At 63.4% G+C, this 14644-nt stretch carries 14 protein-coding genes and 3 pseudogenes; 5 read left to right on the plus strand and 12 right to left on the minus strand.

What is annotated here, in order from left to right:
- The 10 genes and pseudogenes from H7I57_RS19210 to H7I57_RS19250 form a co-directional block, all read right to left on the minus strand.
- Positions 1–268 (minus strand): VOC family protein (locus H7I57_RS19210; RefSeq protein WP_504928641.1); only part of this gene is annotated, 268 nt, incomplete at its 3' end.
- A 116-nt stretch (positions 269–384) separates the two neighbouring features.
- Positions 385–489, minus strand: a pseudogene (locus H7I57_RS33785) (VOC family protein); the annotation flags it as partial.
- Between the two features lie 18 nt (positions 490–507).
- Positions 508–1506 (minus strand): dihydrodipicolinate synthase family protein, encoded by a 999-nt coding sequence (locus H7I57_RS19215; protein ID WP_083410401.1) that lies wholly within the window; start codon positions 1504–1506, stop codon positions 508–510.
- Between the two features lie 24 nt (positions 1507–1530).
- Positions 1531–2616: a cupin domain-containing protein gene (locus H7I57_RS19220; RefSeq protein WP_264025352.1), complete on the minus strand. Its 1086-nt coding sequence runs from the start codon at positions 2614–2616 to the stop codon at positions 1531–1533.
- A gap of 576 nt (positions 2617–3192) precedes the next feature.
- Positions 3193–4434 carry an NAD(P)/FAD-dependent oxidoreductase gene (locus tag H7I57_RS19225; RefSeq protein ID WP_041925009.1) on the minus strand — a complete coding sequence of 414 codons (1242 nt, stop codon included), beginning with the start codon at positions 4432–4434 and terminating at the stop codon, positions 3193–3195.
- A complete protein-coding gene (locus H7I57_RS19230; RefSeq protein WP_013470352.1) occupies positions 4431–4631 on the minus strand; it encodes a ferredoxin in 201 nt (66 codons plus the stop codon). The genes H7I57_RS19225 and H7I57_RS19230 overlap by 4 nt, the downstream gene beginning before the upstream one ends.
- A 28-nt stretch (positions 4632–4659) precedes the next feature.
- A complete protein-coding gene (gene hcaB / locus H7I57_RS19235; protein WP_083406775.1) occupies positions 4660–5463 on the minus strand; it encodes a 3-(cis-5,6-dihydroxycyclohexa-1,3-dien-1-yl)propanoate dehydrogenase in 804 nt (267 codons plus the stop codon).
- The gene (locus H7I57_RS19240; protein WP_264025356.1) at positions 5460–5765 is read right to left on the minus strand and encodes a hypothetical protein; all 306 of its coding nucleotides are present in this window, start codon (positions 5763–5765) and stop codon (positions 5460–5462) included. The genes hcaB and H7I57_RS19240 overlap by 4 nt, the downstream gene beginning before the upstream one ends.
- Positions 5762–6325 (minus strand): 3-phenylpropionate/cinnamic acid dioxygenase subunit beta, encoded by a 564-nt coding sequence (locus H7I57_RS19245; RefSeq protein WP_275081454.1) that lies wholly within the window; start codon positions 6323–6325, stop codon positions 5762–5764. The genes H7I57_RS19240 and H7I57_RS19245 overlap by 4 nt, the downstream gene beginning before the upstream one ends.
- Positions 6326–6354: 29 nt before the next feature.
- Entirely contained in the window at positions 6355–7809 is a 1455-nt protein-coding gene (locus H7I57_RS19250) for an aromatic ring-hydroxylating dioxygenase subunit alpha (protein WP_264025386.1), read from the minus strand.
- Positions 7810–8283: 474 nt separating this feature from the next.
- Between H7I57_RS19250 and H7I57_RS19255 the strand changes: the two genes are divergently transcribed.
- The 4 genes and pseudogenes from H7I57_RS19255 to H7I57_RS19270 all read left to right on the plus strand — a co-directional run.
- Positions 8284–9084, plus strand: a complete 801-nt coding sequence (locus H7I57_RS19255) for an IclR family transcriptional regulator (RefSeq protein ID WP_264025358.1) — start codon at positions 8284–8286, stop codon at positions 9082–9084.
- Positions 9084–9587 (plus strand): hypothetical protein, encoded by a 504-nt coding sequence (locus H7I57_RS19260; protein ID WP_264025360.1) that lies wholly within the window; start codon positions 9084–9086, stop codon positions 9585–9587. Before H7I57_RS19255 ends, H7I57_RS19260 begins: the two co-directional genes overlap by 1 nt.
- 514 nt (positions 9588–10101) lie before the next feature.
- Positions 10102–11466, plus strand: a pseudogene (locus H7I57_RS19265) (IS21/IS408/IS1162 family transposase).
- Positions 11463–11849: pseudogene (locus H7I57_RS19270) on the plus strand (ATP-binding protein); the annotation flags it as partial. The pseudogenes H7I57_RS19265 and H7I57_RS19270, both read left to right, overlap by 4 nt.
- Before the next feature lie 42 nt (positions 11850–11891).
- Here H7I57_RS19270 and H7I57_RS19275 read toward each other — a convergent pair.
- Together H7I57_RS19275 and H7I57_RS19280 are read right to left on the minus strand one after the other, a co-directional pair.
- Positions 11892–12335 carry a DUF6262 family protein gene (locus tag H7I57_RS19275; protein ID WP_011891602.1) on the minus strand — a complete coding sequence of 148 codons (444 nt, stop codon included), beginning with the start codon at positions 12333–12335 and terminating at the stop codon, positions 11892–11894.
- Positions 12332–14248, minus strand: coding sequence for a tyrosine-type recombinase/integrase (locus tag H7I57_RS19280; protein ID WP_308204385.1), 1917 nt, complete (start codon positions 14246–14248; stop codon positions 12332–12334). Before H7I57_RS19280 ends, H7I57_RS19275 begins: the two co-directional genes overlap by 4 nt.
- Here H7I57_RS19280 and H7I57_RS19285 point away from each other — a divergent pair.
- Positions 14248–14547: a helix-turn-helix domain-containing protein gene (locus H7I57_RS19285; RefSeq protein WP_264025362.1), complete on the plus strand. Its 300-nt coding sequence runs from the start codon at positions 14248–14250 to the stop codon at positions 14545–14547. The genes H7I57_RS19280 and H7I57_RS19285 overlap by 1 nt on opposite strands.
- The last annotated feature ends 97 nt before the right edge of the window (positions 14548–14644 follow it).

Raw genomic sequence — 14644 nt, forward strand, 5'->3', positions numbered from 1 at the left:
CGGGCCGGAAGGAACCCGGCACCACCTTCTGACCGTAAAACAACTCATGACGCAACCCCGAAGGATCCGACAGCGTCACAAAGCCCAACACCCCGCGGGCCGCGCAGTCCTCCTCGGTCCCCACCTCAAACCCAATACCCTGCCGATGCAACGACTCCCCGGCAGCCTCAAGCGCCTCCTCGCTGCCCACATCCCAGCCCGCATACAGCATCCGGTTGCGCTCTCCGTGATGCACAGCCAAACGATGATCGGCGTCGTCGATCCGCAACAGGACCGANCCTCGCTGCCCACATCCCAGCCCGCATACAGCATCCGGTTGCGCTCTCCGTGATGCACAGCCAAACGATGATCGGCGTCGTCGATCCGCAACAGGACCGACCCACTGGACGCCTCAACCGCCTCCATCCCCAAAACCTCCGGACCGAACGCCAACCACTCCTTCGCATCCGGAGACTCCACACCCACATAACCCAACGTCTTCACCAACATGTGCTGTCCTCAGGCGATTCAGTGGTTCGAGACGGCAAGTGACGCATAGCGCTGCTGGAGTGCGGCCCAGTTCTTGCCGGCCTCGCGCCCGCCAGCCAAATAGGACTCCGGCACTTCGGTGTACGGCGGTCGGGTGGGCCCCGTGCGCATAAAACCGGCCGCCTGGAATTGGGCGTTGTCGATCTGGATGCTGTACTTGAGGAATTCGGCGAAGTTGCCGCCCGGGTACAGCGTCTCAAGAGCCCCCTCGAGTTCGTCGGTGAGCGCTTGGCAGTCGTCCCAGCGGCGGGCTCTGATTAGGTCGCGCAAGTGCGTTACTGGCGCAGGGCCGCAGGCCACATTGCCCGACCAGCAGGCGGTGACCTCTTCTGGGAAGAGCCGCGCAAAGTAGTACCAGTCAGTCTCAAGCGGCAGTAGCCGCACGCGACCGCTTACCGCGCGGAGGTCGGAAAGGAAGGCGGAGCCACTGAGCAGCCCGAGATGCTTGGCAGCGACGACCTGGGGTATCTGGCTGAGTGCCTCGTAGGCGGGCGTCCCGATCTTTCCCTTGAAGGCGCCGGGGTTGTCGTAGACCACCAATGCCATGTTCGGCACTGCCTCGGCCACATCCCGGTAGAAGCGCACGATGCCGGCGTCATCCAGGGGCAGCCACATCGGACGACCCACGAACAGGCCATCGGCGCCGAGCTCGCCGAGCCGGCGACCCCTCGCGATCGTATCGCGGGTATTGAGCGTCGTCGCTCCGGCGAAAACCGGGATACGTCCCGCGACGGCGTCGACCACGGTGGCGACAAAGCTCTGCAACTCGTCCCACGTCAGCGAGGCGCACTCGCCGAAGGTGCCTGTGGTCATGAGCACATCCACTCCGCCACGGACCATCGCGTCGGCGAGCGTCGCCGCCTCATCGAGGTCTACGGAGAACGCGGTGCCCGGTTGGTCGGCCGTCGGGATGGAGGGCGTAGGGATAATGCCGACGACACCGGTGATGTCATCAACGGTCAACTTCGTGTCACGCACGTGCACTGCCTCTCTCGTGAATCGTCAGCGGGCTCGGAGGTTAGCGGGGACCGGCGGAAATGGCTGCGTCCCCAAAGACAGCTCGGGCTCTTCGTAGTAGAGATCGAGAGCCTTCAATGTAGGGATGTCGTTGACCGAGAACAGCACGGCATCTTCTGCCGACCGGTTGACGAAGTGATGGGTGCTCCAGTTGGGCACCACGAAGCTGTCGTGGGGCCCCCAGTCGAGTTCGACCCCGTCGACAACCGTCGTCCCTTCGCCACGCACGACGAAATACACGGCACTCGACGTGTGGCGATGGGCCTCGGTCTGCTGGCCCGGCCGCAGCAACTGCACCCAGCAATCCAGCGTTGGCATAGTCGATCCGCCGGTAACGGGGTTCGCATAACGCAGGACTACGCCGTCGTAGGGACTGCCCGCAAGGCCCGCCATCCGCTGGAGCTGCCGCTCGACGTCACGCCACGGATAGCGGTACGGGAAGTTCGCCGCCTTGACCTGCTCCCACGCCGGGCGCAGCATCCCACCGCGGTCAGCGAGATGCTCTCCCGGGTCCTCGCGTTGAGGTTGGCGCATCTCGCCATAGGGCTCATAGAAGGGCACATTCAGCCCGAGCACTAGGCCGATATCCAGCACGTCGAGCCAAACGACGTTCTCCGAGGTGGCGTTCTCATGGTCATGCCACGTCCAGCGAGGGGTCAGAACCAGGTCGTAGGTGTCCATTTGACAAGGCTCGCCATCCACCACAGTCACCAGGCCGGGGCCGCCTTGAATAGCGAACCGCAGCGCCGCCATGGTGTGGCGGTGCGCATAGGCAATCTCGCCGGGCTTGAGCATCTGCATACCCATGTTGATGGTGTGCGTGGTTCCCCGGGCATCCGGATTGATGAACGAGAGATTGCGTCGCGCCGTCAAACTTTCAGGCATCACGTCGCACGACTTCAGAAGCTTCGCGTAAACATCGTGCCATCGCCACAGAAACGGAACACCGGCGGGCTTGGGGCCGCCGACGACGCTCTCCAGCATTTCGTCGTAGATCCATTGTCCACGTAAGTTGGCAGCCTCGAGCTCGGCGTCGAATTCGTGAAGCCCTGAAATCTCAGCGGTCGACATGAGACTACCTTCTCTGTTTTGCAGAACACTACTCTGTTACTTAGAGAGTATCGGGACCGGCCGATTGCGTCAACACCAGGAAGTGCCGCGTACTAACCTCACCGTACTGACCATCGCCGTTGGTGACGGCGTGGCGAGGTGAGAACAAGAAGACCTCCAAGTGAGCTAGGAACGCTCAACAACCTCCGAGGTCTTCTTCATGACTCGTGGCGCCGTGTCGGCTGCGACAGGTTGTGCTGTCGATAGGGTCCCAGAGGTCACCGATGTGGGTCGGTCGCCAGCGGCGCAGCCCCGAACCTCGATGATCGGCCACTCCGTTTCGAGCCGAGTTCCGTCTAGGGGAGCGATGCGGTCGCGGCAACTCATCCGTGATGCCGGCGCCCAAGGCGCGGTATCGGCCTGTCCACCGAGCCGGGGCGGTGGCCGAAACCTGAATACCGCGCCGCGGCCACCGAGGACCTCGCGCGGTAGAAAGCCGCGACATTCCGAGCTAAGAACGCGGCGAAGCCGCAGCGAGCATGTTCGGTGGGAAACCAGTCCCACTTGCAATGCGGCGCGCAACCACTTGTGGCCCGACTATGGCGATCGCGTTGCGGCGGTATCGGGTGGGTTCGTCAACACTTCGAGCCTTCCCCGCACACTTTCGAGATCGCTACCGGCCTGCAGCGCACGCCTGCACTCGATCAGTGCTCGAGGCCAGTTCACCACCGCCGCGCCACCAAGACGTTGCTCGCCATCCGGGTAGAGGACTGTGAATCGATTGTCGGACAGTCGATCTCCGACGACGAGTGGCTCTCCTAGGTGAGTTGTCTGGCCACAGACCTGAATCTTCCAGTCGTACTGGTCGCTCCAGACGTACTCGACGGGCTCGTAGCAGCGCAATTCATCGGGATACAAAATATTATGCGCGACGCAAGAGGCCTGGTCGACCGCGTTTGTCCAGTGTTCGATGCGCATCGTCACGCCGCGGGCGCGATGGAACCAACGCGACACGTCGCCGACTGCGTAGATGTTTTGTGACGTAACTGCACGACAGAACTCGTCGCAGACCAGGCCGTCATCGACTAGCAGTCCCGACGGCATCAGCCAGCCGTCATTCGGAACGGCGCCGATGCCCACCACCACCGTGTCGGCTTCTAGGACCGTCCCGTCCGTGAGGCCGATCTTAAGGTTGCCGCGCTCCCCCTCAATATTCTCGACACCGATACCGAAGCGCGTGTGCACTCCGTGGTTTCGGTGCAAATCGATGAACCACTCGCCGATCTCTTCGGTCAGAACCCTGCTCATCGGAACGGGCACCGGGTCGACAACGGTCACCTGCCCCCCCATTGACCGGGCGGTTGACGCAACTTCGGCCCCGATGAATCCTCCCCCGATCACCACGAGGCGGACACCGGCGACAAGGTCGTCCCGTAGCCGCAGACAGTCCTCCAGAGTGCGGAGCACATGAATGCCCGATCCGTGGCCCCACGGGGATGGTCGCGCGCTGGCTCCGGTGGCCACCACCAGGTGGTCATAACGCAGGGGCTCATCATCGGCGAACTCGACCTGACACGCTGCGACATCCACTCCGATCGCGCGGCGGCCGAGGAGAAGCTCGATGCGGTCGGCGGCGGCAGCGTCTCTACTGAGTAACGTCACAGCGGCGATGTCACTCGTACCCGCAAGCAATGCCTTGGATAATGGCGGCTTGTCGTAGGGCAGCGCAGTTTCCTCGCCCACCAGGACGACGTCGCCATCGTAGCCTTGCGAGCGCAGCGCCTGGGCCGTGCGGACCCCGCCGACAGAACTGCCGACGATGACGACCCGCGACGTCATTCGTCTACGACTTCCAGCGCGGCCACCGGACAGCTGCGCGCAGCCTCCTCGACCCGGGTCCTGTCCGCGGAAGGAACCTCCGTCTTGCGGACCTCCACGAGTCCCCGATCGTCGATGTCGAAGTAATCCGGGGCCGCAACGACACAGTTCGCGTAGCCCTGACATACCTCGCGCTTAGCCTTTATAACTCCGCCCATCTGCTTTCCTTCCCTGTGTTCGTCGGGTTCAATTCCGCTGGGGTGGGGGTCCGAGGCTGAAACCGCCGTCGGGATGGATCGTTTCGCCGGTGAGCCCGCGGGAGCGGTGAGAAGCGAGGAAGACGTAACTCCAGGCGTGGTCTTCACCCGATAGGGCCACGCCCAGCGGTGTGCGAGCAGCCAATTCGCGGGCCCGATCTGGTGCAGCATCCAGACGGCGGGCGCCAAGGTCGAGGCTGTCGAGTCCGCGCAGGTCGGTGTTCAACGTCCCCCCGGGGGCGACACCGTTCACACGGATCCTCGGCGCGAGTTCGTGAGCCAGTGCAGTGACTACGCCGCGCACCGCGAACTTCGACGCCACATACAGCAGGCCGCCGCGTCCTGGATAGAACGATGACGCGGACTCGGTGAGCACGATCGAGGCGCCGTCCTGGCCCATCAGCGCCGGCACTGCTGCCTTGACTGAGTGGATATGACTCAGGACGTTGATGCGAAACATTTCGTCGAACGCCTGGTCGATCAGCTCGGCGGGGATGTCCTGAATACGGCGGTAGAAATCGAAAATCCCCACGCAGTTCACCAATGTGTCGAGTCCGCCGAAGGCGTCGACAGCGACCTGCACTGCTTCGTCGTTGGCGGTGCGAGTGGTCCCATCACCCTCGATCACCGGAACGTCGGGCAGCTGATGGCGCAGCGTGGCGCACTTACCGCTGTCGTACTCGAGCACGGCCACCCGGGCATCCTCGTTCAGGAACGCGTCGACCGTGGCCCGACCGATACCCGAACCTCCGCCGACGATCAATGCGCGTTTGCCCGCCAGCCAGCCAGTCATACCTCCTCGCCCAGAATCAACGGAGTACCTGCGTTCCCCACCATGGCCGCCAAGGTGGCCGGATTCTGCCAGGTCAGCGCCTCGATCTCCAAAGCATCCAGCGACACCCACTGCGCCGATTTCGGCGCCTGAATCAACAGCCGAGCTCCATTGCGAGTGGTCACTCGGCGCACGACGACCTCTGCGAACTCGTTGGCAATGTTCAGTGCATCACCGGTCGCCCCAGCCAGCAGCGACGACAGTTCCTCGCACCCCGGTTGTGGGGGCGACTGCGCGCCCTCGCCGGATCCGTTCGAGCTCATAGGAAGACCGCCAGATTCTGCATTCGAAGCACTGATTCATCGACGCAGATTGTTCGGCGTGCGAGTTTGAGCGCGTTGCCATCGCGACGTAGAAGATCCTCACGACCGCATGAGAGGAGCGTGGACTCATTGACGTCGCCACGGCTGCGGAACAACAACTCAGCGCTGTCGACCACGAGGTAGTCGGCGTCGTCGGTGAGGAATGTGCGCACATTGGTGATGAAGTGACGCAGACGCGACGGCGGATCCTCAGTCCAGGCATGCTCGGTGGCGAAACGGGCAACCCGGCGCTCAAGTGAGTATTTGTTCTCGTCGAAATGCGCCATTCCCGGTGAGCTATCGAATCCGGCGCCGGCGGCGGTGGTGATCCGCACCGGCATGTAATAGTGAATGTCCTCGGTAAGAACACCCAGCCACCTGTCGTAGTCTTGGGCATCGAGGAGGTACGCCTCGTTGACGAGGAAGCGATGCGCCTCCAGATGGCGAGAATCGTCGAACGGTAACGGGTCGCCGACGCGTTGGGCGCGCGCGGCGTGCGCACCGAGTACCGATGGGGCCATGGGTCGACCAGTGCGTTGATCGTCGACGGTCACAGCGTCACCGACGTCGTAGCCGACTCCGAGTCGATACCGGCGACGGCCCCGCCGTTGGTCTGCACCATCGGCTCAATACCTTGCGGGTTGTCCGTGAGCACAGTAGCCGGGTCGACTCGCAGCGGCGGCATGTCCAGGTAGTCGGCCCAGAGCCTCAACAATTGCCGTTGATTGTTCTCGTTGTAACCGAGCTGAGCGTATCCAGGCCCGTGGAATTGAGCGCTGCTAAGGGTGTCGACCACCCGGGCATCGTCTGCGAGCAGCCCCATCCGGCTGTTCAGCCGCAGTCGGCGGGCCATGGAACCCCCCGCGGTGTTGGTCAGCGACACCCAGTTCTCGACATCGTCTTGTTCGAACATTCCCGTCGAGCCGAAACACATCAAATAAGCCTTATACGAGTCCGCCTTAAAGTCTGCCGGGGCATCAGAATCCACCGCAAACCAGGACAGCACCTCAGTTTCGTTCTCGCTAATGGGCTGCCATACCCGGATTGAAATGAACGGCAAGACGTGCTCGCCGTCCTCCACTTTCGGCCAGTTGTGCACGAAACTGATGTTGGGAAAGCACGTCGCGGCCGAGATCATGAACCCGTCGGTGCCGACGACTTGTTGCTGCTGCTCGGTCCATGTGGCCTTGGCTCGACTAATCATGTCCGCCGGGTAGCCCACATAGCTCATCCGGTCTTCGAAACTCCCCTCGGGCAGCTTGTATGTGGTGCCCCCACCTCTACCCGCCCAATACGTGGCGCCGTCTTTGCGCTTGTTGGCCTTCGGCTCTCGGAACAAGCCGATCTCCACCACAGACGTGTGCGTCTGAGGTGTGTGGTACATGTCCCCGGCGAAATTCTCAGCTGCGATCTTCCAGTTCGCTTTTACCCGCCAACGCTGCGGACCCCGCACCTCAAGGCCGTTGGGGCCCTGCCTGGTGTAGAAATCGAGATAGAACCTGAAATCACCCAGATACTCTTCAAGCGATTCCGCGTCAGGATCCATCGACAGGAAGATCAACCCGTTGTAGCTGGCCACACTCGGCGCTGGCAACAGGGTCTGCCCCGCCTTGTTGAACCCGGCGTCTCCTCCGTAGGCCTCTTGGTGAAACGGCAGGCCGATAATGCGGCCGTCGTTGCGGTAAGACCACCCGTGGTACGGGCATCTGAAGTTCGACGCGTTCCCCATTTCCGCCCGGCAAACCTGCATACCGCGATGGAGGCACATATTGAACATCACCCGGATCTCGCCGGCAGAATCACGAGCGACGATGAACGAATCCTGCAACACTTGTCTGACCACGTAGTCCCCCGGCTGCGGAATCTCCGATTCGTGCGCCACGAACAACCACGCCCGACTGAACAGGCGCTCCTTCTCGAGCGAGAAAATTTGCTTGTCGTTATACACGTGCGCCGGGATCATGCCAGTGCGTACAGCCGCTAACACCTCACCGTTATCCTGCATCTTCAACTCCATGATTCAGCGACTGGACTCGATCCACGACTAATACACCTTCACTGTTATGTAGAACGCGACTCTGTCTAGCAGAGATTATGCCGTCTCCTTATCGGTGGAGTCAAACGAGGGCGTTGACTAGTCGAGACTGCAGCGAGTGAGCGCTAGACCGCGCAAAAGAGGACCGCAACCCGTTACCACAGGGGGGCCGGAAACATGCGTCCGATCCGAGCGGCTACCACAGGGATGACCCGAGACGCACTAACGCGGCGATCCTGTACTGCCACAGGCGAACTGCTCGTCGACGAGGCACCGCCGCGTGCGCCAAGAGGCAACTCGGCGGCCTCCAACTACCCGCCGCAGCCATGGGAGACAAACGCAGCCAGGCTTGTGCGCTGGAAGGCGACTTTTCGCCCCCCTGCACCGGCCTCGTCGCGATTCTTCGACCTGCATTCGAACCTGACCGCGGGTACGCTCTCTGTCATGCAGAAACCCTCACTCGCGGGCATGGAGCGTGACAGCACAGGGAAGCCCCCGCAATATCCGATCGAGTCTGTCGACAACGCTCTTCGCCTACTCCTCCTCCTAGGAGAGCGCTCTGAGATCCGGCTCACTGACGCCAGTGAGTACCTGCGCGTCGCTTCGTCGACCGCGCATCGCCTGTTATCGATGCTTCAGTACCGCGGGTTCGTCCGCCAAGATCCGGCCAGCAAGGCGTACCAGCCCGGACCGTCCCTGACAAACGTGGCGTTCGCTGTCCACTCCAGGATGGACATACCACGCACGGCCGCCCCGATTCTGCGCCAGCTTGTCGACACGCTGCAGGAAACCGTGCACGTAGGAACGTTGGACGGCAGACTGGTTCGCTTCATCGCGGCACTCGAAAGCCCTTCTGCCGTCCGGGTGATCTCGCGTTTGGGTAGCACGCGTCCTGCACACTGCACGTCGACCGGCAAAGTCCTACTCGCCGGCCTATCCGACGACGAGCTGGACCAGTTGTACCCCGACCCACATTTGGAGCCACTCACTGAGCATTCCGTGCGCACTCTCACCGAACTGCGCGCTCAATTGGCAGAGGTCAGGAAAAGCGGGTTCGCGATCAGCAGGCAGGAAAGTGAGGAAGGCGTCGCGTCTGTTGCCGTGGCGGTACCCCAAGGTGGTTCCGGGATAAGGCTGGCACTAAACGCGTCAGCGCCGAGTTATCGATTCCGGCCCTCTGATGTTCGCAAAGCTTGCAGTGCCCTAAAAGACGCCGCCGCCGAGCTAGCCCACAATCTCGGCTGATGACATCCGGAGAAACGGAGGCCGACAGGAAGGTGCCCGGCGGCGCCCCGGACCTGCCTGGCTTCATTGCGACCATCGACTTATTCCTTCGATTGGAGAAGCGAAGGAAATCCGAACCGATGTTCGCCGCGGTCCTCACCGACGACTTTCAGATCGGCTTTCGTGGTGGTCACCAGTGGAAAGGCCGCGATGGTCTACAGGTGTACCTCAACCAACGCGACGGGATCTTCGACGAACGCCTCGAGCTGCGCCACGTACTTTCCTACGTCCCGGTGAATGAGGGTGTGGTGGAGCTGACGACCCGTCTTGAGTTCTATTTTCGTCGCTGGAAGGCGCCCGCGTTGGTCAGCGAAGAATTCACTGGGTCGGCCTTTCGCACGTGGCTGATTCGCATCGCTGACGACGAGATGCGCGTGAAGCGGGTGATCATCGATGGATTTGCCAATCTCAACGAAAACGCACGGACGGTGTTTGCCATCCCAGATGAAGGGTTCGACGAGTAAACGATACTGCCCGGTGAACGCGGTATACGACCACGGACGCCGAGGCGCACGATCGCCACACGCTTCTCCATAGTGAAGTTCGATGTGCTTTATGTGAGAAACCCACATCGAGCTCGTTGACGTGGCTCACTGGTTAGTGGAAGAAAATGAAACCGGCATCTCGGGTCACTCGCCGATTATTTTTTCGTGATGCCCAGAAGGTTTTTCCGTGACGCCCAGAAGGTTTCGGTAATCGTCGGCCCATGTTCGGATGGCTTCGGGTGCGTGGCGGTGGACATCCACTTCGAAGCCAGCTGGTCCGGACCCTGAAGCGGCTGTGCGATCGCCAACGCGAGGGCAATGTAGGCCGTGATGTTGGCACCGACTTAAGCCGGAATTGACGGCGCTCGCTGAAATTCCCCACTGATGCTCATCGAAATTCCCCACCCGTGTGGCTCCGCCGAGAAGGGCGAGCCTCCTTCGAAGCTGCTGGTGTCTGACGCCAGTTGCTTCACCGAAGGAGGCCCGCTTTCTCATGCTCACATGGGAGGACGATGTGGAAGTACATGCTCTACGCAAACGTGGTTGGTCGATCTCGGCGATCGCCCGCCACACCAAGTTCGATCGCAAGACGGTCCGCAAGTACCTGGCCGGTGACGGCACCCCTGGGGTGCGGATCCGTACCGGGCCGGACCCGTTTGAGCCGTTCGTCGACTACGTGGTCGCGAGGCTGAGCGAGGACCCGCACCTGTGGGCCCGCACCCTCTACGACGAGTTGGAGGACCTGGGGTTCGGGCTGTCGTATCAGAGCCTGACCCGCCACCTCCGCGACCGCAAACTGCGTCCGGTGTGCGCAGCGTGCCGCACGGCTACACAGCGCCCGAACGCGGTCATTGCGCATGCCCCGGGTGATGAAACCCAATGGGACTGGCTGGAATTGCCCGATCCACCCGATTCCTGGGGATGGGGCAAGACTGCTCATCTGTTGGTCGGCTCGCTGGCGCATTCGGGCAAGTGGCGCGGCGCGCTGGCATCGTCGGAGGATCAACCGCATCTGGTCGCCTGCCTGGACCGGGTGACCCGCGGACTCGGCGGCGTGACGCGAGTGTGGCGGTTCGACCGGATGGCCACGGTCTGCGATCCCGGCTCAGGCCGGGTGACCGCGTCGTTCGCCGGGGTGGCCAAGCACTACGGGGTATCGGTGGCGATCTGCCCGCCGCGGCGCGGCAACCGCAAGGCGTGGTGGAGAAGATCAACCACACCGCCGCCCAACGCTGGTGGCGCACCCTGGCCGACGACGTGACCGTCGAGCAGGCCCAGGTGAGCTTGGATCGCTTCGCCCGGGTGCGTGGTGACACCCGGTTGCGGGCCACCTCCGACGGGCGCTCCACGGTCGCGGTGGTTGCCACGACCGAACCGCTGAGCCCGGTGCCCGCGCTGGCCTATCCGGTCATCGTGGCCGAGACCGGCACCGCGTCGCGCCAAGCGCTGGTCTCCTATCGCGGTAACCGCTACTCGGTGCCCCCGGAACTGGCCGCCGCCCAGGTGGTGGTCAGTCATCCAGTGGGCGGGCAGTTCTGCGACATCGCCACCACCGGCGGGATCGTGATCGCGCGGCACCGGATGGCCGCCGATGGGCTCGGGGTGATGGGTGGTGCGCGACAGCGGTCACGTCATCGCCCTGGACACCGCGGCGATGGCCACCGCCACGACCGGGCGTCCGCACCGCCGCAAGGAACGCATCCCACCCGGACCGGCCGCCAAAGCTGCTGCCACACAACTCCTCCGCCTCACGGCAGGTGATCCTGCGGGATCTGAGACATCAACGCCGTCAGCCGATTCCACCGTCATCGACCTGTCCGCCTACGAGCGGGCCGCCCAGCGAAGGACCATCCAATGACACCCACCCCACGCACCCCAAAAACCACCGCCACCCTTGAGGGCCCGTCGGCGGCGGCCAGCCGCTATCAGCAGTTGCGCTCGCATCTGGCCGAACTCAAACTGCACGCCGCCGCCGAAGCCCTCCCTGCAGTCCTGGACCAAGCCAACGCCGAAAACCTCTCACTCACCGTCGCCCTGGAGCGGCTGCTGGCCGTGGAAGTCGACGCCAGCACCGCACGAAGGCTGGCCGGACGGCTACGGTTCGCCTGCCTACCCACCCCGGCCACGCTGGCCGACTTCGACGTCGATGCCGCCGCCGGGATCGACCGCAAGCTCATCGACGAACTGGGCACCTGCCGTTATCTGGAATCGGCGACCAACGTGCTGCTGATCGGGCCACCCGTTATCGAAGGTTCGAACGCGGAACGACCGTGTTATGCCTGTTCAGGACGTTGTTGCGATCGATACGACGTTAGGTGAGGGCTGGATGCCGCGGCGAGCCAGTTCGCGCCGTAGGTCGAGGTTCTCTCCGTGTGCTCGTTCGAGAGCGGCGCGGAGTGCTTGCAGTTGCTGGCGGTGCTGTTTCTTGAGTTCGGCAATCTGGCGCGTCAGCGTGATGACGAGCGTGCTGTCGGTGTCGACGGGCTGGTCGGCAGTTGCTTTGCGGCGGGTGCCGCGCAGGTGCTCGATGCGTGTGCGCAGTTCGGGATGGTTGTAGAGGAAGGCGTGGGAGACGCCTGCTTCGCGTTGCACGGCCTGGAACGTGATCGGGTCGCCGCGTTTGATGAGTCGGCGGATAGCCTGTTCGGCGTCTCGGGTTTTATTCTGCGACTTGACTTTCGCTGCTTCGGTGAGGGCGGTGATGCGGCGTTGTCGGGAGTCGGTCATGTGCTTCTCCTGCGGTGGGCGGTCAGATCGAGCGTCAGCGGGACCGGTCTAGCGCTGGGTCGATTGCAGCTGGTTTTCTCGCCGGGAGTAGAGGAGTCGGGCGCGTCGTCCAAAGCGGCCAGGAGTCGGGTGAGCGCGGAGTGTTCGGCGCGGCGGCGGATAAGCCAGACGTTGTCGTCGGGCATGGAGTGGCCGTGTCGTTGCTCGAATTCTGTTGTGGCCCGGTCGATCAGGGTGGTGGTCTCGCGGAGTTGGCGGTGCAGCACGTCGTGGTGGGTGTGGTCGGTGACGAAAACCGAGCAGGTCAGGCAGGCGTTGCCTTTGTCGCAGGATTGCAGCGGCGGCAGCATGCACCACCCGTTGGGCAGGAACCGGTCGGCGCGGCGGAACAGGTGCAGACTGTCGTGGTCGTCGCTGGAGAGTTGGATGCGGGTGCCGTCGGATCGCAGCTTGGCGGTGGCCAGGAACGCCTGCTCGGCATGTTCGTCGCGGGCGGCGATGTAGTGCATCGTCATGGTGGGGGTGGCGTGCCCGGCATAGCGCTGCAGGACGTGAATCGGCAGACCGAGTTCGGCCAGCCGGGTGAGCCGGGTGTGGCGAAACCGGTGGGTGTGGCTCAACCGCACGACCTGGCCCTTGGCGTCGGTGATCTGAACAAGGTCGCTGAGGCTGCGCAGCACCCAGTTGTAGGTGCCCGATGGATAGGGTTTGTCGCCGCGGCGGTTGCCCAGACGCCGGGCGAACAGATACCGCCTGGTGCTGTCGGGGTACTGGGTGTGCAGCCAACGGTGCTGTTCGGCAATGACTTCGGTGACCTCGTCGTCAACGAGGATGGTGTCGGGTGCGACGTCGATCTTGCTTTGTGCGTAGCGGAACCTGGTCAGTGTTTGGTCCTCGCCCGCGGCTGTGGTGGTGGGTGCAGCCGAAAGGCAGTCGAAGTCGCAGGTGCGGATTTCGCTGGCTCGTCGTCCAGTGAGGATCTGCAGCAGGATCATCCGCATTGCTTGCGGGTCGTCGAGTCCGCTGGCGGTGATGGTGGTTCCGTCGCCGCGGGTGATGGTCATCTGCTCGGTGCGAGGCAATCCGATCAGCGGCAGCGCGGCGGTGATCTGTGCGAGTGCGTGGTCGTCGATGTAGTTCGCGTCGTTGAAACCGCGTTGATGCGGTATCCGGGTGACCCGGCCGAACCAGCTGGCCGCGTGAGCGCTGGTGACCCGGTGCCAGGGCTCGATGCCGAGAATGCGGCGAGCCTCGGCGGGGTTGGCGGCAATGAAGTCCAGGAGGCCGGCCACCGCTCGCAGGTCGTCGTTGATTCCCCGGAGCGGCACGGTTCTGCCGAGGTGGCGTGTGTCGGATTGGCGGGTGACGCGGTTGGCTGCCACGGCGGTCCACCGCGCGAACGCCGCCGCCTGTTCGACCGCGGTCGTCGGGTCGCCCAGGATGTCAGTCGGGTCGTCGAAGCTAGCGGTCAGCCAGTTGTCGAACCGGCGGAAGCTGCGCATGCGTTCCTGGCTGATGCTGGTCCAGCGCAGCGCCCCGGATTCGAGCATCGTGCCCAGGTGCCACTTCACCGCGGCCCGCAGCCACGGCAGTTGGATGTCTCCGGGTGAGCAGCCGTAGTTGGCGACTGGTTCACGATCGGTCAGTGGGATCCGCGGATCGCAGCGCGGGTGCCAGAAGTTCAGCTGCCACCATGGGCCGTCGTGGCTAGCGGCGATCAGGGCGTGGCGAGCGAAGCCGAACAGTGCGTGCACCCGGCCCCGGCCTCGGGGTGAGGGCAGTCGCTTGCCCCTGCTGAGATAGAACCAGCTCTGCAACGTCGCGGCGGCGTCGTAATCCATCGCCCGGATCGATGACGGGATATCGCGGCCCCCGGTGACGGCCCGTCGAATCATGTTGGCCAGCTGGGCCATTGCCAACACCGAGACGCGGGTGCCGTCGCTGGTCTGCCAGTGCGCCAAGCCAGACAGATCCCGAGCGGGCACGCAGATGGGCGGCCCGGCGCCTTTCGGTCGGCCGGCGGATCCGCACTCTGCGTATCGAGAGAGGGCTCACGCAGGAAGCGCTGTCGCTGCAGTCCGGTGTGACCCGCAACGTGCTTGTCGACGTTGAGGCGGGCAAGCGGGGGCTTCTTTACGAGCGGTTGTTCGATCTGGCTGAGGCGCTGGAAGTTTCGGCCTGGGAGCTACTAACAATCGACGGCGATATCTGAAGCCGTGTGCGGGCACCGGTGACAACCATGTGCGTCAGCGTGTTGTGTCCGTCAGTCTGTGTGGGGAACAGACATCCGCGGTTGCTGAAACGGTGTC

Origin of the sequence: Mycolicibacterium pyrenivorans (assembly GCF_025821625.1) — a bacterium.
Taxonomy (GTDB): Bacteria; Actinomycetota; Actinomycetes; order Mycobacteriales; family Mycobacteriaceae; genus Mycobacterium; species Mycobacterium pyrenivorans.

Excerpts from the sequence above, each read along its gene's own strand:
- H7I57_RS19220 (WP_264025352.1), bottom strand. The coding sequence starts at position 2,616 with ATGTCGACCGCTGAGATTTCAGGGCTTCACGAATTCGACGCCGAGCTC.
- H7I57_RS19225 (WP_041925009.1), bottom strand. The coding sequence starts at position 4,434 with ATGACGTCGCGGGTCGTCATCGTCGGCAGTTCTGTCGGCGGGGTCCGC.
- H7I57_RS19230 (WP_013470352.1), bottom strand. The coding sequence starts at position 4,631 with ATGGGCGGAGTTATAAAGGCTAAGCGCGAGGTATGTCAGGGCTACGCG.
- hcaB (WP_083406775.1), bottom strand. The coding sequence starts at position 5,463 with ATGACTGGCTGGCTGGCGGGCAAACGCGCATTGATCGTCGGCGGAGGT.
- H7I57_RS19240 (WP_264025356.1), bottom strand. The coding sequence starts at position 5,765 with ATGAGCTCGAACGGATCCGGCGAGGGCGCGCAGTCGCCCCCACAACCG.
- H7I57_RS19245 (WP_275081454.1), bottom strand. The coding sequence starts at position 6,325 with ATGGCCCCATCGGTACTCGGTGCGCACGCCGCGCGCGCCCAACGCGTC.
- H7I57_RS19250 (WP_264025386.1), bottom strand. The coding sequence starts at position 7,809 with ATGCAGGATAACGGTGAGGTGTTAGCGGCTGTACGCACTGGCATGATC.
- H7I57_RS19255 (WP_264025358.1), top strand. The coding sequence starts at position 8,284 with ATGCAGAAACCCTCACTCGCGGGCATGGAGCGTGACAGCACAGGGAAG.
- H7I57_RS19260 (WP_264025360.1), top strand. The coding sequence starts at position 9,084 with ATGACATCCGGAGAAACGGAGGCCGACAGGAAGGTGCCCGGCGGCGCC.
- H7I57_RS19275 (WP_011891602.1), bottom strand. The coding sequence starts at position 12,335 with ATGACCGACTCCCGACAACGCCGCATCACCGCCCTCACCGAAGCAGCG.
- H7I57_RS19280 (WP_308204385.1), bottom strand. The coding sequence starts at position 14,248 with ATGGCCCAGCTGGCCAACATGATTCGACGGGCCGTCACCGGGGGCCGC.